The organism is Rhizobium sp. CECT 9324 (assembly GCF_918741265.1).
GTDB lineage: Bacteria > Pseudomonadota > Alphaproteobacteria > Rhizobiales > Rhizobiaceae > Allorhizobium.
Window position 1 is genome coordinate 2,098,517 of the sequence record NZ_CAKKMZ010000001.1, and the last position, 18,558, is coordinate 2,117,074.

Sequence of the window (18,558 nt, forward strand, 5' to 3'; positions counted from 1 at the left end):
AACCGATCGAATATTGAAAGGCAGTCCATTATGGCTCGCGAATATAAAATCGAAGACTACCGCAACTTCGGTATCATGGCGCATATCGACGCCGGCAAGACCACGACCACCGAACGCATCCTCTACTACACCGGTAAGTCTCACAAGATCGGCGAAGTCCATGACGGCGCTGCTACGATGGACTGGATGGAGCAGGAGCAGGAACGTGGTATCACCATCACGTCCGCTGCCACGACGACCTACTGGAAGGGTCGCGATGGCAAGATGCGCCGCTTCAACATCATCGACACCCCCGGCCACGTCGACTTCACCATTGAAGTCGAACGTTCGCTGCGCGTGCTCGACGGTGCGATCGCTCTTCTCGATGCCAACGCCGGTGTAGAGCCGCAGACGGAAACCGTCTGGCGCCAGGCTGAGAAGTACAACGTTCCGCGGATGATCTTCTGCAACAAGATGGACAAGACCGGCGCGGACTTCTACCGCTCGGTTGACATGATCAAGACCCGTCTTGGCGCCATCGCTGTTGTCATGCAGCTCCCGATCGGTGCAGAAACCGAATTCAAGGGTGTTGTTGACCTGATCGAGATGAACGCGCTCGTATGGCGCGATGAATCGCTCGGCGCCGCCTGGGATGTTGTCGAAATCCCGGACGACCTGAAGGAAAAGGCCGCTGAATATCGCGAAAAGATGATCGAACAGATCGTCGAAGTCGATGAACAGGCGATGGAAGACTACCTGAACGGCATCATGCCGGACAACGAAAAGATCCGCGCCCTGGTTCGCCGCGGCACGATCGACGTCAAGTTCCATCCGATGTTCTGCGGCACCGCCTTCAAGAACAAGGGCGTACAGCCGCTGCTCGACGCCGTTGTCGAATACCTGCCGTCGCCACTGGACATCCCGGCGATCAAGGGCATCGACTTCAAGACCGAAGCCGAAATCGAGCGTCATGCCGATGACAGCGAGCCGCTTGCTATGCTCGCCTTCAAGATCATGAACGACCCCTTCGTCGGTTCGCTGACCTTCGCCCGTATCTACTCCGGCAAGCTCGAAAAGGGCGTCTCGGTCATGAACACGGTCAAGGACAAGCGCGAGCGCGTCGGCCGCATGCTGCAGATGCATTCGAACAGCCGTGAAGACATCGAGGAAGCCTTCTCGGGCGACATCGTGGCTCTGGCTGGCCTCAAGGAAACCACCACTGGCGACACGCTCTGCGATCCGCTGAAGCCGGTTATCCTCGAGCGCATGGAATTCCCGGAACCGGTCATCCAGATCGCGATCGAGCCGAAGTCCAAGGGCGACCAGGAAAAGATGGGCCTCGCGCTCAATCGCCTGGCTGCTGAAGACCCGTCGTTCCGCGTCAAGACCGACCAGGAATCCGGCCAGACCATCATTGCTGGCATGGGCGAACTTCACCTCGACATTCTCGTTGACCGTATGCGTCGCGAGTTCAAGGTTGAAGCCAACGTCGGTGCTCCGCAGGTTGCCTACCGCGAAACCATCACCCGGAATCACGAAGAAGACTACACGCACAAGAAGCAGTCCGGTGGTACCGGCCAGTTCGCGCGCGTCAAGATCGTCTTCGAACCGAATCCGGAAGGTGACGAGTTCAAGTTCGAATCCAAGATCGTCGGTGGTGCTGTTCCGAAGGAATACATCCCGGGCGTCCAGAAGGGTATCGAAAGCGTTCTGTCGTCTGGTCCGCTCGCAGGCTTCCCGATGCTCGGCGTCAAGGCAACCCTGATCGACGGCGCATACCACGACGTTGACTCCTCGGTCCTCGCCTTCGAAATCGCCTCGCGTGCCTGCTTCCGTGAAGCAGCCAAGAAGGCCGGCGCTCAGCTCCTCGAGCCGATGATGAAGGTCGAAGTGGTAACGCCGGAAGATTACGTCGGTGACGTGATCGGCGACCTGAACTCGCGTCGTGGCCAGATCCAGGGCCAGGAACAGCGCGGCATTGCGATCGTGATCAACGCTCACGTCCCGCTCGCCAACATGTTCAAGTACGTCGACAACCTGCGCTCCATGTCGCAGGGCCGTGCACAGTACTCGATGGTGTTCGACCACTATTCGCCGGTCCCGAGTAACGTTGCTGCAGAAATCCAGGCAAAGTATTCCGGTCAGAAGTGACCGGAACACACCCAAGCCTCTAAGAAATAAACGGAATTCCCCTTAACGGGATCAAGAATGGAGAGCCGAAAATGGCAAAGAGTAAGTTTGAACGCAACAAGCCGCACGTTAACATCGGCACGATCGGCCACGTTGACCACGGCAAGACGTCTCTGACGGCTGCGATCACCAAGTATTTCGGTGAATACAAGGCCTACGATCAGATCGACGCCGCTCCGGAAGAAAAGGCACGTGGCATCACCATCTCGACGGCACACGTCGAGTATGAGACGCCGGCCCGCCACTACGCCCACGTCGACTGCCCCGGCCACGCCGACTACGTCAAGAACATGATCACCGGTGCAGCGCAGATGGACGGCGCGATCCTGGTTTGCTCGGCTGCCGACGGCCCGATGCCGCAGACCCGCGAGCACATCCTGCTCGCCCGTCAGGTTGGCGTTCCGGCGATCGTCGTGTTCCTCAACAAGGTCGACCAGGTCGACGACGCAGAACTGCTCGAACTGGTTGAGCTGGAAGTGCGCGAACTTCTGTCGTCCTACGACTTCCCGGGCGACGACATCCCGTTCGTCAAGGGTTCGGCGCTTGCTGCTCTCAACGACAGCAACAAGGAAATCGGCGAAGACGCAGTGCGCGCGCTGATGGCCGCTGTCGACGCCTACATCCCGACGCCTGAGCGTCCGATCGACCAGCCGTTCCTGATGCCGATCGAAGACGTGTTCTCGATCTCGGGTCGTGGTACGGTTGTGACGGGCCGCGTCGAGCGTGGTATCGTCAAGGTTGGCGAAGAAGTCGAATTCGTCGGCATCCGCGACACCAAGAAGACGACGGTTACCGGCGTTGAAATGTTCCGCAAGCTGCTCGACCAGGGCCAGGCCGGCGACAACATCGGTGCTCTCGTTCGCGGTATCCAGCGCGACGACGTTGAGCGTGGTCAGGTTCTTTGCAAGCCGGGTTCTGTGAAGCCGCACAAGAAGTTCATGGCAGAAGCCTACATCCTGACGAAGGAAGAAGGCGGCCGTCATACGCCGTTCTTCACCAACTACCGTCCGCAGTTCTACTTCCGCACCACCGACGTGACCGGCATCGTGTCGCTTCCGGAAGGCACGGAAATGGTTATGCCTGGCGACAACGTCACGGTTCAGGTTGAGCTGATCGTTCCGATCGCGATGGAAGAAAAGCTGCGCTTCGCGATCCGCGAAGGCGGCCGCACCGTCGGCGCCGGCATCGTTGCCTCGATCATCGAGTAATCGATTGACGAATAGTCGGCGACGGTGTATGTCGCCGACCACAATCAGAATCGCGCGGTGATCTGCATCGTGCGATTCTAGCGCTGTATTCACGAAGCTCGGAAACGGGTTTTGGGCGGCAGGGCACCTCATACAGATAAGTGACAGGGACACCCTCACGGTGTCCCTGTGATTTTTGAAAATTAGGGGCCGGCCGTAATTGGTAATTCACTGTCTCTGCGCATGCGGGACGCAAGTAAAAACAAGGACAAGTCGAATGAACGGCCAGAATATCCGCATCCGCCTTAAAGCGTTTGATCACCGGGTTCTTGATGCCTCCACGCGCGAAATCGTGCAGACGGCAAAGCGCACAGGTGCAAGCGTCCGCGGTCCGGTACCGCTCCCGACCCGAATTGAAAAATTCACTGTTAACCGTTCGCCGCACGTCGACAAGAAGAGCCGCGAACAGTTCGAGATGCGCACACACAAGCGCCTGCTCGACATCGTTGATCCGACTCCGCAGACCGTTGACGCTTTGATGAAGCTCGACCTGGCTGCCGGCGTAGACGTCGAGATCAAGCTCTAAGAAGAAATTCCGGCGAGAGCCGTAATAACAAGGAAGGTACGTGGCAAGACCTGCCAACGACTTCTCGAAACGGGAAACCCGATGGCTCGGAAGGGCTTGAGTGGAATCCTTAAACAAAGAGGCGGGCGAGGGATCTTTCAAAGGATCCTGACGCGACTCTCAAGAGGAATGAACCAATGCGTTCAGGTGTGATTGCACAGAAAGTGGGAATGACGCGCGTCTACAACGACGCCGGCGAGCATATCCCGGTAACAGTTCTGCGTATGGACAACGTACAAGTCGTTGCTCAGCGCACTGTTGAAAAGAACGGCTACGTAGCGCTTCAGCTCGGTGCCGGTAATTCCAAGGTTAAGAATACGTCGAAGGGCCTGCGCGGCCATTTCGCCGCTGCAAGCGTTGAGCCGAAGGCGAAGCTTGTTGAATTCCGCGTGTCGGAAGACAACATGATCGACGTCGGCGCGCAGATCACGGCTGGCCATTTTGAAGCCGGCCAGCTGGTCGACGTCACTGGCACGACTATCGGTAAGGGTTTTGCCGGTGCCATGAAGCGCCACAACTTCGGTGGTCTTCGCGCGACCCACGGCGTGTCCGTATCGCACCGCTCGCACGGCTCGACTGGTTCCAACCAGGATCCGGGTCGCGTTTGGAAGGGCAAGCGCATGGCTGGTCACATGGGCCAGACTCGCGTAACCACCCAGAATCTCGAAGTCGTTTCGACCGATGAAGATCGCGGTCTTATCCTTGTGAAGGGCGCCGTTCCCGGTTCCAAGGGTTCCTGGATCATCGTCCGCGACGCCGTCAAGTCGGCGAAGTAAGGGAGCCAAGGACATGGAATTTAACGTCAAGACCCTCGAGGGCAAGGAAGCCGGCAAGGTTTCTCTGTCGGACGACATTTTCGGCCTGGACCCGCGCGAGGATATCATTGCTCGCATGATCCGTTGGCAGCTTGCCAACAAGCGTCAGGGTACACACAAGACGAAGACCCGTGCGGAAGTTTCGCGCACTGGTGCCAAGATGTACAAGCAGAAGGGCACCGGTCGTGCTCGTCACCATTCGGCTCGCGCCCCGCAGTTCCGCGGCGGTGGTAAGGCTCACGGCCCGGTTGTTCGCAGCCATGCCCATGACCTGCCGAAGAAGGTTCGTGCTCTGGCTCTGCGTCACGCCCTGTCGGCGAAGCTGAAGTCGGAAGACCTGATCATCATCGATCAGCTGATCTCCGCTGAAGCAAAGACCAAGTCGCTCGTCGGTACCTTCGAGCTGCTCGGCCTCACCAATGCTCTCGTCATCGGCGGTGCCGAAATCGACAGCAACTTCAAGCTCGCTGCCGCAAACATCCCGAACATCGATGTTCTGCCGGTTCAAGGCATCAACGTTTATGACATCCTGCGTCGTGGCAAGCTCGTGCTGTCCAAGGCTGCGGTTGAAGCTCTGGAGGAGCGGTTCAAATGACTGATCTTCGCCACTACGATGTGATCGTGTCTCCGTCGATCACCGAAAAGTCGACCACGGTTTCCGAATTCAACCAGGTCGTCTTCAACGTCGCCAAGGGTGCCAGCAAGCCAGAAATCAAGGCTGCTGTCGAAGCGCTCTTCGGCGTCAAGGTTACCGCCGTCAATACGCTGCTCCGCAAGGGCAAGACCAAGCGTTTCCGCGGCTTCGCCGGCAAGCAGAAGGACGTCAAGAAGGCGATCGTCACGCTTGCCGAAGGTCAGTCCATCGACGTGTCGACGGGCGTCTGAGGTAGGGAACAAGAACAATGGCATTGAAAAGCTTTAACCCGACCACGCCGAGCCAGCGCCAGCTGGTCATCGTCGACCGCTCGGGCCTCCACAAGGGCAAGCCTGTAAAGGCACTGACCGAAGGTCTCTCCAAGAGCGGCGGTCGTAACAACCTCGGCCGTATCACCGCCCGTTTCATCGGCGGCGGTCACAAGCGCACCTACCGTCTCATCGACTTCAAGCGTCGTAAGTTTGAAGTTGAAGGCACGGTCGAGCGTCTGGAATACGACCCGAACCGCACCGCCTTCATCGCTCTGGTGACCTACACCGACGGCGAACAGGCCTACATCCTGGCTCCGCAGCGTCTGGCTGCCGGCGACAAGATCATCGCGTCTGAAAAGGCCGTTGACGTGAAGCCTGGCAACGCCATGCCGCTGCAGTCGATCCCGGTTGGTTCGATCGTGCACAACGTCGAAATGAAGCCGGGCAAGGGTGGTCAGATCGCCCGCTCTGCAGGCACCTACGTTCAGCTGGTCGGCCGCGATGCCGGCATGGCAATCCTTCGCCTGAACTCGGGTGAACAGCGTCTCGTCCACGGCTCGTGCCTGGCAACGATCGGCGCCGTTTCCAACCCGGACCACGGCAACATCAATGATGGCAAGGCGGGTCGTACCCGCTGGCGCGGCAAGACACCGCATAACCGCGGTGTCGTCATGAACCCTGTCGACCACCCGCACGGTGGTGGTGAAGGCCGCACATCCGGTGGTCGTCACCCGGTTTCCCCTTGGGGCAAGCCGACGAAGGGCAAGCGGACTCGGTCTAACAAGTCGACCGACAAGTTCATCATGCGCTCGCGCCACCTGAAGAAGAAGTAAGAGAGGTAGTCTGAAATGGCTCGTTCAGTATGGAAAGGCCCGTTCGTCGACGGCTATCTTCTCAAGAAGGCTGAGAAGGTTCGCGAAGGCGGCCGTAACGAAGTGATCAAGATGTGGAGCCGTCGCTCCACCATCTTGCCGCAGTTCGTCGGCCTCACGTTCGGCGTCTACAACGGCAGCAAACACATTCCGGTCAACGTCAACGAAGACATGGTCGGTCACAAGTTCGGTGAATTCTCTCCGACGCGGACCTACTACGGTCACGGCGCGGACAAGAAGGCGAAGAGGAAGTAATCATGGGCAAGGCAAAAGCCGAACGCCGGCTCAAGGACAATGAGGCGCAGGCCGTAGCACGTACGCTGCGCGTCAGCCCTCAGAAGCTCAACCTGGTTGCCGCGCTGATCCGCGGCAAGAAGGTAGAGCGCGCTCTCGCTGACCTGGAATTCTCCCGCAAGCGTATCGCAGCGACCGTCAAGAAGACGCTCGAATCTGCGATTGCAAACGCCGAGAACAACCATGATCTCGACGTCGACCAGCTGGTTGTCGCCGAAGCCTATGTTGGCAAGTCGATCGTCATGAAGCGTTTCCACGCTCGTGGCCGCGGCCGCGCATCGCGCATCGAAAAGCCGTTCTCGCACCTCACCATCGTGGTGCGTGAAGTCGAAGCCAAAGGGGAGGCCGCATAATGGGTCAGAAAATCAATCCAATCGGTTTCCGCCTCGGCATTAACCGCACTTGGGACAGCCGCTGGTTTGCAGACAATGCCGAATACGGCAAGCTGCTGCACGAAGACCTGAAGATCCGCGCTTACCTGATGGAAGAGCTGAAGCAGGCTGGTATCGCTAAGGTCGTCATCGAGCGTCCGCACAAGAAGTGCCGCGTCACGATCCACTCGGCTCGCCCGGGTTTGATCATCGGCAAGAAGGGTGCAGACATCGAGAAGCTTCGCAAGAAGATCTCGACGATGACGAACTCCGAGACGCATCTCAACATCGTTGAAGTGCGCAAGCCGGAAGTCGACGCAACGCTCGTTGCCCAGTCGATCACCCAGCAGCTCGAGCGTCGTATTGCATTCCGTCGCGCTATGAAGCGCGCCGTTCAGTCGGCAATGCGTCTCGGTGCCGAAGGCATCAAGATCACTTGCGCCGGCCGCCTTGGCGGCGCGGAAATCGCACGTACCGAATGGTACCGCGAAGGCCGCGTGCCACTTCACACCCTGCGTGCTGACATCGATTACGGTACGGCGGAAGCCGAAACTGCATACGGCATCTGCGGCGTCAAGGTCTGGATCTTCAAGGGCGAAATCCTTGAGCACGATCCGATGGCCTCCGAGCGCCGTGCGATGGAAGGCGATGCGCAGGGTCCGGCAAGCCGTGAACGTGGCGACCGTCGCCGCGAAAACGCTTGATTAGCGCTGGCGAAAGATAAGTTCGGAGAATAAGAAAATGTTGCAGCCAAAGCGTACTAAGTACCGCAAGCAGTTCAAGGGCCGCATCAAGGGTGTTGCCAAGGGCGGTTTCGACCTGGCATTCGGCGAGTTCGGTCTCAAGTCTCTTGAGCCGAACCGCGTCAACGCCCGCGAGATTGAAGCTGCTCGTCGTGCCATCACCCGTTACATGAAGCGCGCAGGTCGTGTATGGATCCGGGTATTCCCCGACGTTCCGGTCACGGCAAAGCCGACCGAAGTGCGTATGGGTAAGGGTAAGGGTTCGGTTGAATACTGGGCCTGCAAGGTCAAGCCCGGCCGTATGATGTTCGAGATCGACGGTGTATCTGAGGAAATCGCTCGCGAAGCGCTTCGTCTCGGCTCTGCCAAGCTCTCGGTCAAGACGCGCTTCGTTCAGCGCATTGCAGAGTAAGGATCAGGTTCATGAAAGCCGCAGACGTCCGCGCCATGAGCGCCGATCAATTGAATGACGAGCTTGCCAAGCTGAAGAAGGAGCAGTTCAACCTGCGCTTCCAGAAGGCGACCGGCCAGCTTGAAAAGTCCTCGCGTGTCAACGAAGTCCGCAAGGATATCGCTCGCGTGAAAACCATTGCCCGCCAGAAGGCGGCAGAAGCCAAGGCCTAAAGGACCAGAATAATATGCCTAAACGCATTCTGCAGGGCGTCGTTGTCAGCGACAAGAACGACAAGACCGTAGTGGTCCGGGTCGAGCGTCGTTTTGCCCATCCGCTGCTTCAGAAGACCGTTCGTCGGTCGAAGAAGTACAAGGCGCATGACGAGAACAATCAGTACAAGACCGGTGATGTTGTTTCCATTGAGGAATGCGCACCGATCTCCAAGGACAAGACCTGGACGGTTATCGCCGCCCAGGCTTAATTTACGGAGTTTCTGCGCAAGGGCTTGCACCTTGCGCAGAATTCTGTATGAAGCAGGCCATTGGCGCAGGAACGCTCGGAATCGGGCGTTCTTTTGCTTTGAGCGCACGGAAGGTCCCATATGGGAAACCACCCTGTATTTATCTTCCCGCGCACAGTCGAAATTTACCATAAGCCGGAATAGGGGGCTCGCGCCCAACCGTCTCGGTTACAACAAGAAGGCGACCTGACATGATTCAGATGCAGACTAACCTCGACGTCGCGGATAATTCCGGCGCACGTCGTGTCATGTGCATCAAGGTGCTGGGCGGCTCCAAGCGCAAGTACGCTTCGGTCGGCGATATTATCGTCGTCTCGATCAAGGAAGCCATCCCGCGCGGCCGCGTGAAAAAGGGTGACGTGATGAAGGCGGTTGTTGTTCGTACCGCCAAGGACATCCGTCGCGCTGACGGCAGCGTCATTCGATTCGATAACAACGCTGCTGTTCTTATCGACAACAAGAAAGAGCCGATCGGCACCCGTATCTTCGGACCGGTTCCGCGCGAACTTCGCGCCAAGAACCACATGAAGATCATCTCGCTGGCTCCAGAAGTACTGTAAGGAGCGGGAAGCGATGAATAAGATCCGCAAAGGCGACAGCGTTGTCGTACTCTCCGGCAAGGACAAGGGCCGTACTGGCGAAGTCCTGCAGGTTATGCCGAAAGAAGATCGCGCATTTGTGCGTGGTATCAACATGGTGAAGCGCCACCAGCGTCAGTCTCAGACGCAGGAAGCCGGCATCATCAACAAGGAAGCCTCCATTCACCTGTCCAACATTGCCATCGTCGGCAAGGACGGCAAGCCGACCCGCGTCGGTTTCTCCGTGGTCGACGGCAAGAAGGTGCGTGTGGCCAAGCGTTCGGGGGATGTGATCGATGGCTGAGTCCAAGTACGAGCCGCGGCTCAAGGCTGAATACGTTTCCCGCATTCGCGCAGCGATGCAGGAGCAGTTCTCCTACGCCAACGAGATGATGATCCCCAAGCTGGACAAGATCGTCATCAACATGGGCGTTGGTGAAGCAACAGCCGATTCGAAGAAGCCCACAGTGGCGGCTGCGGACCTGGCAGCGATCGCCGGCCAGAAGCCGGTCATCACCAAGGCACGCAACTCCATCGCAGGCTTCAAGGTTCGCGAATTCATGCCGATCGGCGCGAAGGTCACTCTTCGTGGCGCCCGCATGTATGAATTCCTGGACCGCCTGATCAACATCGCGCTTCCGCGCGTTCGCGACTTCCGGGGCCTGAACCCGAAGAGCTTTGACGGCCGTGGCAACTTCGCCATGGGCATCAAGGAGCACATTGTGTTCCCTGAGATCAACTACGATAAGGTTGATCAGATGTGGGGCATGGACATCATCGTTTGCACGACGGCGCCGACGGACGACGAAGCACGGGCTCTTTTGAAAGAGTTCAACTTCCCGTTCCGTACATAACCGTAACGACGAGCGTAGAAGAGGAACTTCCATATGGCGAAGACAAGCGCAGTTGAAAAGAACAAGCGCCGCCGCAAGTTGGTCGGTCAGCACGCCGCTAAGCGGGCCGGGCTGAAGGCGATCATCATGAACCAGTCGCTCTCGATTGAAGATCGGTTCAAGGCAACACTAAAGCTCGCGGAATTGCCGCGCGATGGCTCCAAGACACGCATTCGCAACCGTTGCGAAGTGACTGGCCGCCCGCGTGCGTTCTATCGCAAGCTTGGTATGTCGCGTATCGCACTTCGCGAACTGGGCAATTCCGGCAAGGTGCCGGGCATTGTCAAGTCGAGCTGGTAAGGAGACGGGCAAATGACGATGACTGATCCGTTGGGCGATATGCTCACCCGCATCCGCAATGGCGCCGCACGCCGCAAGAGCTCGGTGAACACACCGGCCTCGAACCTGCGCGCACGCGTTCTCGATGTCCTGCAGGCCGAAGGTTATATCCGCGGCTATTCCCAGGTCGATTACGGTAATGGCAAGTCCGAGCTGCAGATTGAACTGAAGTACTACGAAGGTGCTTCGGTCATCCGCGAAATCGGCCGTGTCTCCAAGCCGGGCCGCCGAGTTTATGTCTCGGTTAAGTCCATCCCGCAGGTCGCGAACGGCCTCGGCATTACGATCCTTTCGACTCCGAAGGGTGTAATGGCCGATCACCAAGCTCGCGAACAGAATGTTGGTGGTGAGGTTCTTTGCTCGGTCTTCTAAGACTGAGCAAAGTCCTCCCTAGCGAACAGACAGGATTTTAACATGTCTCGTATCGGTAAAAAGCCCGTTCAGGTTCCTGCAGGGATCACGGCCTCGATTGAAGGTCAGAAGGTTACTGCTAAGGGCCCTAAGGGCGAACTCTTCTTCGTCGCCAATGACGAAGTCTCCGTGAAGCTCGAGGACAACGCTGTTGTCGTCCTGCCGATCAACGACTCCAAGGATGCTCGCGCAAAGTGGGGCATGTCCCGCACGATGATCGAAAACATCTTCAAGGGCGTCAAGGACGGTTACGAGCGCAAGCTCGAAATCAACGGCGTTGGTTACCGCGCGTCTCTGCAGGGCAAGAACCTGCAGCTGGCACTTGGCTTCAGCCATGACGTTGTTTACGAACCACCGGTCGGTATCTCGATCGCGGTTCCTAAGCCGACTGAAATCGTCGTCTCCGGCATCAACAAGCAGCAGGTCGGCCAGGTCGCCGCTGAAATCCGCGAATACCGCGGACCTGAGCCCTACAAGGGCAAGGGTGTTAAGTATGCCGAAGAGCGGATTGTCCGCAAAGAAGGCAAGAAGAAGTAAGGAACGCGCGAAATGGCAAGCAGAAAAGAAGCACTTGTTCGTCGTGCCAACCGCGTACGACGTCAGATCAAAGCGGTGGCCAATGGCCGTCCGCGTCTGTCGGTACATCGCTCGTCGAAGAACATCTACGCTCAGATCATCGACGATGTCGCTGGCAAGACCCTCGCGGCTGCCTCGACGCTCGACGGCGGCCTGAAGACCGGTCTCAAGACCGGCGCGGACGTTGCAGCAGCTGCCGCAGTTGGCAAGCTGGTTGCAGAACGCGCTGTCAAGGCTGGCGTCAAGGATGTCGTATTCGACCGCGGCGCCTTCATCTATCACGGCCGCATCAAGGCTTTGGCCGAAGCGGCCCGCGAAGGTGGTCTGAACTTCTGATGAAATCTCCGCCCGGGCTTGCGCTCGGGCGGATTTCCGGCTTAAAGCCGGTCACTCCCCGGATTCGCGCCCATGCCTGAAAAGGGCAGGGCGGAATTTAGTAATCTGCCGATTGCACCCGGAAAAGAAAAAAGGAAAAGGACAATGGCACAAGAAAAGCGTGGTTCGCGCGATGATCGCCAGAACCGTGAAGAGCGCGATAGCGAGTTTGTAGACAAGCTGGTCGCGATCAACCGCGTTGCCAAGGTGGTGAAGGGCGGCCGTCGTTTCGGCTTTGCAGCTCTCGTCGTCGTTGGTGACCAGAAGGGTCGCGTTGGTTTCGGCCACGGCAAGGCACGTGAAGTGCCGGAAGCGATCCGCAAGGCAACCGAAGCCGCCAAGCGCGAACTGATTTTCGTTCCGCTGCGTGACGGCCGTACGCTGCATCACGACGTTCATGGCCGCCACGGCGCCGGCAAGGTGCTTCTGCGTTCGGCCAAGGCCGGTACCGGCATCATCGCAGGCGGCCCGATGCGCGCTGTCTTCGAAACGCTCGGCATGTCCGACGTTGTCGCCAAGTCGACTGGCTCGTCGAACCCATACAACATGGTTCGCGCCACATTCGACGCCCTGAAGCACCAGGTGCATCCGAAGGACATCGCAGCTCAGCGCGGCTTGAAATTCGCCACGCTTCAGTCTCGCCGTGCCGCTTCCGGCAATGCGTCTGAAGAATAAGAGGAGTCGGATCCATGGCTAAGGCTACGAAGAAGACTGAAGCAAAGACGGTTACGGTCGAACAGATCGGCAGCCCAATTCGCCGTCCGGCAGTCCAGCGCGCAACGCTGGTCGGTTTGGGCCTCAACAAGATGCACCGGGTTCGCACGCTGGAGGATACACCTTCGGTTCGCGGTATGATCCGTGCTGTCCAGCATCTCGTTCGCGTCGTCGACGAGAAGTGAGACGGAGGATACCATCATGAAACTGAATGAAATCAAAGACAACGAAGGCGCAACCAAGGACCGTATCCGCGTAGGTCGCGGTATCGGCTCTGGCAAGGGCAAGACCGGTGGTCGCGGCGTCAAGGGTCAGAAGGCCCGTTCCGGCGTTGCCGTCAACGGCTTCGAAGGCGGTCAGATGCCTATCTACCGTCGTCTGCCAAAGCGCGGCTTCAACAACATCTTCGCGTCTGAATATGTGACCGTATCGCTCGGCCGCGTTCAGCAGGCGATCGATGCCGGCAAGCTCGATGCCAAGGCAACGGTTGACGCGGCAGCCCTCAAGGCCGCCGGTGTTATCCGTCGTCTTAAGGACGGCGTTCGCGTGCTGTCCGGCGGCGAACTCACGACAAAGGTAACGTTCGAAGTTGCCGGCGCCTCCAAGGTCGCTGTCGAGAAGATCGAAAAGTCCGGTGGCGCGATCAAGCTGCTGGAAGCCAAGGCAGAAGTTGCTGAATAAGTGAAGAATCAATCGCCCGGGGTGCTTCACACCGGGCGATTTTGCTCCCATATGTGAGCCTCACGATCCCAGGACGGAATGACGTTGTTTCGTCTTCCGGGAAGTACTGGAAAACAAGAGTGTGAGGCATGCGGTTGCTCGGCAACTTCTCCCACGCGCCTGTTTTCTTAAAAGCAGTTTGAACGAACAGCCTGCGGTCGGTGCATGAGCATTGCCGATCATGGTTTGCGGAGAATTTTATGGCTTCTGCAGCGGAACAACTGGCCTCGAACCTGAACTTCTCGACTTTCGCCAAGGCGGAAGATCTGAAGAAGCGCCTCTGGTTCACTCTGGCCGCCTTGCTGGTCTATCGCCTTGGCACGCATATTCCGCTGCCTGGCCTCAATCCTGAGGCATATGCCGCGGCCTTCCAGGGTCAGTCCGGTGGTATCCTCGGTCTTTTCAACATGTTTTCCGGTGGCGCTGTAGAGCGCATGGCGATCTTCGCCCTCGGCATCATGCCTTACATCTCGGCCTCGATTATCGTCCAGCTGATGACCTCGGTCGTTCCGGCGCTGGAAAACCTCAAGAAAGAGGGCGAGCAGGGCCGCAAGATCATCAACCAGTACACCCGCTACGGCACGGTTCTGCTCGGCGCTCTGCAGGCCTACGGCATCGCCGTCGGCCTCGAGAGCGGGCAGGGGCTCGTCACCGATGCAGGCTGGTTCTTCCGCATTTCGACGGTTCTGACGCTGCTTGGCGGCACCATGTTCCTGATGTGGCTCGGTGAGCAGATCACCTCGCGCGGCATCGGCAACGGCATTTCGCTGATCATCTTCGCCGGCATTGCTGCTGGTCTGCCGACGGCGCTTGCCCACACGCTCGACCTCGGCCGCACCGGCGCTCTGTCGACAGCCATCATCCTGGCCGTCATTGTCGTGGCGATTGCAGCCATCGCCCTGATCGTCTTTGTCGAACGCGCTCAGCGTCGCCTTCTGATCCAGTATCCGAAGCGCCAGGTCGGCAACCGCATGTTCCAGGGCGACACCTCGCATCTGCCGCTGAAGCTGAACACTGCGGGCGTCATCCCGGCAATCTTCGCCTCGTCGCTGCTGCTCCTGCCGGCAACGGCAGCCGGTTTTGCCGGCAATGCGCAGCTGCCAGGCTGGGCAACGACGATCGTCGCGGCCCTGACCCATGGTCACCCGGTCTATATGATGATGTATGCGGGCCTGATCGCCTTCTTCGCCTTCTTCTACACGGCCATCGTCTTCAATCCGAAGGACACGGCCGACAATCTGAAGAAGCATGGCGGCTTCATTCCGGGCATCCGTCCTGGCGACCGTACGGCTGAGTACATCGACTACGTGTTGACCCGCATCACCGTGGTGGGCGCCGCCTACTTGGTCGTGGTGTGTATTCTTCCCGAAATCCTCGTCGCGCAGACCGGCGTGCCATTAGCCCTTGGTGGTACATCGCTTTTGATTGTTGTCAGCGTCACCCTTGATACTGTAGCACAGATTCAGGGACATCTGATCGCGCAGCAATATGAAGGCCTGATCAAGAAGTCGAAGTTGCGTGGAGGAAAGAGGGGACGATGAGACTGATTCTATTAGGACCGCCGGGCGCAGGTAAGGGGACCCAAGCCCAGCGGATCGTGGAAAAGCACGGTATCCCGCAGCTCTCCACGGGCGATATGCTGCGTGCGGCTGTATCCGCAGGCACCGAAGTCGGAAAGCGCGCCAAGGCCGTCATGGACGCCGGCAAGCTGGTGTCCGATGATATCGTCATCGCGATCGTCTCGGAGCGCATCGACGCCCCGGATTGTTCGAAGGGTTTCATCCTCGATGGCTTCCCCCGCACCCTGGTGCAGGCGGATGCCACCGAATCGATGCTGAACGCCAAGGGTCTTGACCTGTCGGCCGTCATCGAGATCAAGGTCGATGATATCGTTCTGGCCGAACGTGTTGCGGGTCGCTACACCTGTGCCAACTGTGGCGCCGGCTATCACGATACCAACCTCAAGCCGAAGGTCGAGGGTGTCTGCGACAAGTGCGGATCCACCCACTTCAAGCGCCGTCCTGACGATAATGCCGAAACCGTGCGCACGCGCATGTCGGCCTATTACAAGGAAACGGCACCGCTGCTTGGCTACTACTACGCCAAGGGCAAGCTGCATTCGGTAGACGGCATGGGCGAGATTGATGCCGTGACCGCCGAAATCGATGCCATTCTCGCCGGCCTGTAAGGCCTTAGAGATTAAGAATCTTCGTGGAGCCGGTTGCTTTTGTCGACCGATTCCGCTAAAGACCGCGCCAACTCGCGACATTGAAGCGATCGGCGCGTTCTTCCTGAAGACGGAAGACCGGTTCCGATCGTTTTGACTGTTGAGAACCGGATTTGTAATTGCGGCTCCGTGGGGGCCGTGTAACGAGACACCACTTGCCGGATGGCAACTGGAACGCAAGGAGAATAGGCGTGGCACGTATCGCTGGCGTCAACATCCCGACCGCGAAGCGCGTAGTTATTGCGCTGACGTACATTCACGGGATCGGCACGAAATTCGCACAGGAGATCGTCGAGAAGGTCGGTATTCCGGCTGAACGTCGCGTTCACCAGCTCACGGATGCTGAAGTTTTGGCAATCCGCGAAACCATCGACCGCGACTACCAGGTCGAAGGCGACCTGCGTCGCGAAAACTCGATGAACATCAAGCGTCTGATGGACCTGGGCTGCTATCGCGGTCTGCGTCATCGCCGTGGCCTTCCGGTCCGCGGTCAGCGTACGCACACCAACGCCCGCACCCGCAAGGGTCCGGCGAAGGCGATCGCTGGTAAGAAGAAGTAATTTTCGAGCCGATCGGTTTGAAGGCTTTGGGCAATAGGTCTCTATTGCGCAAAGCCTTTGGCCTATTGGCTCGATTGGTGGAGCCGCTGGAATTACGGCGGTGCTAAGATCAACGAAAGGAATACCATGGCCAAGGAAGCCACACGCATTCGCCGTCGCGAACGCAAGAACATCTCGTCGGGTGTCGCTCACGTCAACTCGACCTTCAACAACACCATGATCACCATCACTGACGCACAGGGCAACGCAATTGCCTGGTCGTCTGCTGGTGCGAAGGGCTTCAAGGGTTCGCGTAAGTCGACCCCGTTTGCGGCTCAGATCGCGGCCGAAGACTGCGCCAAGAAGGCTCAGGAACACGGAATGAAGTCTCTCGAAGTGGAAGTTTGCGGTCCGGGTTCGGGTCGTGAGTCCGCTCTGCGCGCCCTCCAGGCTGCCGGCTTCATGATCACGTCCATCCGCGACGTGACCCCGATCCCGCACAATGGTTGCCGTCCGCGCAAGAAGCGTCGCGTCTGATCATTCTTCGTTTGCCGGGAATGCGTTGAAAGCGCGTTCCCGGTGCTTCTCATGCTCGGTCGTCACGATTGGATGGTGACGACGAACGGAAGGTATAATTATGATCCAGAAGAATTGGCAGGAACTGATCAAGCCGAACAAGGTGGAGTTCACCTCGTCTGGCCGCACCAAGGCAACGTTGGTTGCAGAACCGCTCGAGCGTGGCTTCGGCCTGACGCTCGGCAATGCTCTGCGTCGCGTTCTCTTGTCGTCGCTGCGCGGTGCTGCTGTCACGGCTGTGCAGATCGACGGCGTTCTGCATGAGTTCTCGTCGATCCCGGGCGTCCGCGAAGACGTTACCGATATCGTCCTGAACATCAAGGAAATCGCCATCAAGATGGACGGCGACGATGCCAAGCGCATGGTCGTTCGCAAGCAGGGTCCGGGCGTTGTTACCGCTGGCGACATCCAGACTGTTGGCGACATCGAGATCTTGAACCCGAACCACGTGATCTGCACGCTCGACGAGGGCGCCGAGATCCGTATGGAGTTCACGGTCAACAACGGCAAGGGTTATGTCCCGGCTGATCGTAACCGCGCAGAAGATGCCCCGATCGGTCTTATCCCGGTCGACAGCCTCTACTCGCCGGTCAAGAAAGTGTCCTACAAGGTGGAAAACACCCGCGAAGGCCAGGTTCTCGACTACGACAAGCTGTCCATGACCATCGAGACCGACGGTTCGGTCACCGGTGAAGACGCAGTTGCCTTCGCCGCCCGCATTCTCCAGGACCAGCTCGGCGTGTTCGTCAACTTCGACGAGCCGCAGAAGGAAGTCGAAGAGGAATCGGTCACCGAACTCGCATTCAACCCGGCGCTTCTCAAGAAGGTCGACGAACTCGAATTGTCTGTCCGCTCGGCAAACTGCCTGAAGAACGACAACATCGTGTATATCGGCGATCTGATCCAGAAGACCGAGGCGGAAATGCTGCGCACGCCGAACTTTGGTCGCAAGTCGCTGAACGAAATCAAGGAAGTTCTCGCTTCCATGGGCCTGCACCTCGGTATGGAAGTACCGGCCTGGCCGCCAGAGAACATCGAAGATCTCGCCAAGCGTTACGAAGACCAATATTAATAACAGTGAAGGCAGCCTCTAAATCTGCCTTTCCCCGTCAAACTGCAGGCGCATGCCTGTATGTGTCAGGAAACGGCAGCCTCTGAGATAGAGCCTGCACTTAAAGGAGAATAGCAATGCGCCACCAGAAAGCCGGCCGCAAGCTGAACCGTACCGCCAGCCACCGTAAGGCGATGTTCGCCAACATGGCTGCTTCGCTCATCCTGCATGAGCAGATCGTCACGACCCTGCCGAAGGCGAAGGAAATTCGCCCGATCGTCGAAAAGCTCGTGACCCTCGGCAAGAAGGGCGACCTGCATGCACGTCGCCAGGCAATCTCGCAGATCCGCGACGTTGCCGTTGTTGCCAAGCTGTTCGATGCCATCGCGACCCGTTACGCCACCCGCAACGGCGGCTACCTGCGCATCATGAAGGCCGGCTACCGTCTCGGCGACAACGCCGCCATGGCTGTTGTCGAATTCGTCGAGCGCGACGTCGATGCCAAGGGCGCAGCCGACAAGGCCCGCGTTGCCGCTGAAGCCGAAGCTGAAGCAGCGTAATTTTCTTTCCCGCAAGGGATGGATGACAAAAGAGCCGGGTGAGCGATCACCCGGCTCTTTGGCGTTTTTCAGAATGTTGCTGATGCCGGGGCTGGATGGATAC

At 58.4% G+C, this 18,558-nt stretch carries 29 protein-coding genes; all 29 read left to right on the forward strand.

Annotation, left to right across the window (positions count from 1 at the left end; translation table 11 throughout):
- Positions 1-30: 30 nt before the first annotated feature.
- The 29 genes from fusA (at position 31) to rplQ (ending at position 18,455) form a co-directional block, all read left to right on the forward strand.
- Positions 31-2,130, forward strand: a complete 2,100-nt coding sequence (fusA, locus tag LQ231_RS10385; protein ID WP_230171277.1) for an elongation factor G — start codon at positions 31-33, stop codon at positions 2,128-2,130.
- 71 nt (positions 2,131-2,201) lie between these two features.
- The gene (tuf, locus tag LQ231_RS10390; protein ID WP_230171273.1) at positions 2,202-3,377 is read left to right on the forward strand and encodes an elongation factor Tu; all 1,176 of its coding nucleotides are present in this window, start codon (positions 2,202-2,204) and stop codon (positions 3,375-3,377) included.
- Between the two features lie 256 nt (positions 3,378-3,633).
- On the forward strand, positions 3,634-3,942 hold the full coding sequence (gene rpsJ, locus LQ231_RS10395) for a 30S ribosomal protein S10 (protein WP_009109911.1): 309 nt from the start codon (positions 3,634-3,636) through the stop codon (positions 3,940-3,942).
- Positions 3,943-4,118: 176 nt separating this feature from the next.
- Positions 4,119-4,757, forward strand: coding sequence for a 50S ribosomal protein L3 (gene rplC / locus LQ231_RS10400; protein WP_113140764.1), 639 nt, complete (start codon positions 4,119-4,121; stop codon positions 4,755-4,757).
- Between the two features lie 13 nt (positions 4,758-4,770).
- Positions 4,771-5,391: a 50S ribosomal protein L4 gene (rplD, locus tag LQ231_RS10405; RefSeq protein WP_113140765.1), complete on the forward strand. Its 621-nt coding sequence runs from the start codon at positions 4,771-4,773 to the stop codon at positions 5,389-5,391.
- Positions 5,388-5,681 (forward strand): 50S ribosomal protein L23, encoded by a 294-nt coding sequence (locus LQ231_RS10410; protein ID WP_009109905.1) that lies wholly within the window; start codon positions 5,388-5,390, stop codon positions 5,679-5,681. The genes rplD and LQ231_RS10410 overlap by 4 nt, the downstream gene beginning before the upstream one ends.
- A gap of 17 nt (positions 5,682-5,698) precedes the next feature.
- Positions 5,699-6,535, forward strand: a complete 837-nt coding sequence (gene rplB / locus LQ231_RS10415) for a 50S ribosomal protein L2 (RefSeq protein WP_113140766.1) — start codon at positions 5,699-5,701, stop codon at positions 6,533-6,535.
- 15 nt (positions 6,536-6,550) lie between these two features.
- On the forward strand, positions 6,551-6,829 hold the full coding sequence (rpsS, locus tag LQ231_RS10420; protein ID WP_113140767.1) for a 30S ribosomal protein S19: 279 nt from the start codon (positions 6,551-6,553) through the stop codon (positions 6,827-6,829).
- A gap of 2 nt (positions 6,830-6,831) precedes the next feature.
- A complete protein-coding gene (gene rplV / locus LQ231_RS10425; protein WP_113140768.1) occupies positions 6,832-7,221 on the forward strand; it encodes a 50S ribosomal protein L22 in 390 nt (129 codons plus the stop codon).
- Positions 7,221-7,943 (forward strand): 30S ribosomal protein S3, encoded by a 723-nt coding sequence (gene rpsC, locus LQ231_RS10430; protein ID WP_113140769.1) that lies wholly within the window; start codon positions 7,221-7,223, stop codon positions 7,941-7,943. The genes rplV and rpsC overlap by 1 nt, the downstream gene beginning before the upstream one ends.
- A gap of 37 nt (positions 7,944-7,980) precedes the next feature.
- Positions 7,981-8,394, forward strand: coding sequence for a 50S ribosomal protein L16 (gene rplP / locus LQ231_RS10435; protein WP_009109534.1), 414 nt, complete (start codon positions 7,981-7,983; stop codon positions 8,392-8,394).
- 11 nt (positions 8,395-8,405) lie between these two features.
- A complete protein-coding gene (gene rpmC, locus LQ231_RS10440; protein WP_009109531.1) occupies positions 8,406-8,606 on the forward strand; it encodes a 50S ribosomal protein L29 in 201 nt (66 codons plus the stop codon).
- Between the two features lie 14 nt (positions 8,607-8,620).
- Entirely contained in the window at positions 8,621-8,857 is a 237-nt protein-coding gene (rpsQ, locus tag LQ231_RS10445) for a 30S ribosomal protein S17 (RefSeq protein ID WP_113140771.1), read from the forward strand.
- A 230-nt stretch (positions 8,858-9,087) separates the two neighbouring features.
- A complete protein-coding gene (gene rplN, locus LQ231_RS10450; RefSeq protein WP_003495199.1) occupies positions 9,088-9,456 on the forward strand; it encodes a 50S ribosomal protein L14 in 369 nt (122 codons plus the stop codon).
- 13 nt (positions 9,457-9,469) lie between these two features.
- Positions 9,470-9,778: a 50S ribosomal protein L24 gene (gene rplX, locus LQ231_RS10455; protein WP_113140772.1), complete on the forward strand. Its 309-nt coding sequence runs from the start codon at positions 9,470-9,472 to the stop codon at positions 9,776-9,778.
- A complete protein-coding gene (rplE, locus tag LQ231_RS10460; protein WP_113140773.1) occupies positions 9,771-10,328 on the forward strand; it encodes a 50S ribosomal protein L5 in 558 nt (185 codons plus the stop codon). The genes rplX and rplE overlap by 8 nt, the downstream gene beginning before the upstream one ends.
- Before the next feature lie 33 nt (positions 10,329-10,361).
- Entirely contained in the window at positions 10,362-10,667 is a 306-nt protein-coding gene (gene rpsN / locus LQ231_RS10465) for a 30S ribosomal protein S14 (RefSeq protein WP_113140774.1), read from the forward strand.
- A gap of 12 nt (positions 10,668-10,679) precedes the next feature.
- Entirely contained in the window at positions 10,680-11,078 is a 399-nt protein-coding gene (gene rpsH / locus LQ231_RS10470; RefSeq protein ID WP_007598367.1) for a 30S ribosomal protein S8, read from the forward strand.
- Positions 11,079-11,120: 42 nt separating this feature from the next.
- Positions 11,121-11,654: a 50S ribosomal protein L6 gene (rplF, locus tag LQ231_RS10475; RefSeq protein ID WP_113140775.1), complete on the forward strand. Its 534-nt coding sequence runs from the start codon at positions 11,121-11,123 to the stop codon at positions 11,652-11,654.
- 12 nt (positions 11,655-11,666) lie between these two features.
- The gene (gene rplR / locus LQ231_RS10480; protein ID WP_007598363.1) at positions 11,667-12,029 is read left to right on the forward strand and encodes a 50S ribosomal protein L18; all 363 of its coding nucleotides are present in this window, start codon (positions 11,667-11,669) and stop codon (positions 12,027-12,029) included.
- Positions 12,030-12,173: 144 nt separating this feature from the next.
- Entirely contained in the window at positions 12,174-12,743 is a 570-nt protein-coding gene (rpsE, locus tag LQ231_RS10485) for a 30S ribosomal protein S5 (RefSeq protein ID WP_113140776.1), read from the forward strand.
- Positions 12,744-12,757: 14 nt separating this feature from the next.
- Positions 12,758-12,967 (forward strand): 50S ribosomal protein L30, encoded by a 210-nt coding sequence (gene rpmD, locus LQ231_RS10490; RefSeq protein WP_007598359.1) that lies wholly within the window; start codon positions 12,758-12,760, stop codon positions 12,965-12,967.
- 16 nt (positions 12,968-12,983) lie between these two features.
- Positions 12,984-13,463 carry a 50S ribosomal protein L15 gene (gene rplO, locus LQ231_RS10495; protein WP_230171278.1) on the forward strand — a complete coding sequence of 160 codons (480 nt, stop codon included), beginning with the start codon at positions 12,984-12,986 and terminating at the stop codon, positions 13,461-13,463.
- Between the two features lie 239 nt (positions 13,464-13,702).
- The gene (gene secY / locus LQ231_RS10500; RefSeq protein WP_113140778.1) at positions 13,703-15,043 is read left to right on the forward strand and encodes a preprotein translocase subunit SecY; all 1,341 of its coding nucleotides are present in this window, start codon (positions 13,703-13,705) and stop codon (positions 15,041-15,043) included.
- Positions 15,040-15,690, forward strand: a complete 651-nt coding sequence (locus tag LQ231_RS10505) for an adenylate kinase (RefSeq protein ID WP_230171279.1) — start codon at positions 15,040-15,042, stop codon at positions 15,688-15,690. The genes secY and LQ231_RS10505 overlap by 4 nt, the downstream gene beginning before the upstream one ends.
- Before the next feature lie 230 nt (positions 15,691-15,920).
- A complete protein-coding gene (gene rpsM, locus LQ231_RS10510) occupies positions 15,921-16,289 on the forward strand; it encodes a 30S ribosomal protein S13 (protein WP_007598340.1) in 369 nt (122 codons plus the stop codon).
- Between the two features lie 126 nt (positions 16,290-16,415).
- Positions 16,416-16,805 carry a 30S ribosomal protein S11 gene (gene rpsK / locus LQ231_RS10515; RefSeq protein ID WP_007598338.1) on the forward strand — a complete coding sequence of 130 codons (390 nt, stop codon included), beginning with the start codon at positions 16,416-16,418 and terminating at the stop codon, positions 16,803-16,805.
- Positions 16,806-16,905: 100 nt separating this feature from the next.
- The gene (locus LQ231_RS10520; RefSeq protein WP_007598337.1) at positions 16,906-17,916 is read left to right on the forward strand and encodes a DNA-directed RNA polymerase subunit alpha; all 1,011 of its coding nucleotides are present in this window, start codon (positions 16,906-16,908) and stop codon (positions 17,914-17,916) included.
- Between the two features lie 116 nt (positions 17,917-18,032).
- On the forward strand, positions 18,033-18,455 hold the full coding sequence (gene rplQ / locus LQ231_RS10525; protein WP_007598335.1) for a 50S ribosomal protein L17: 423 nt from the start codon (positions 18,033-18,035) through the stop codon (positions 18,453-18,455).
- The last annotated feature ends 103 nt before the right edge of the window (positions 18,456-18,558 follow it).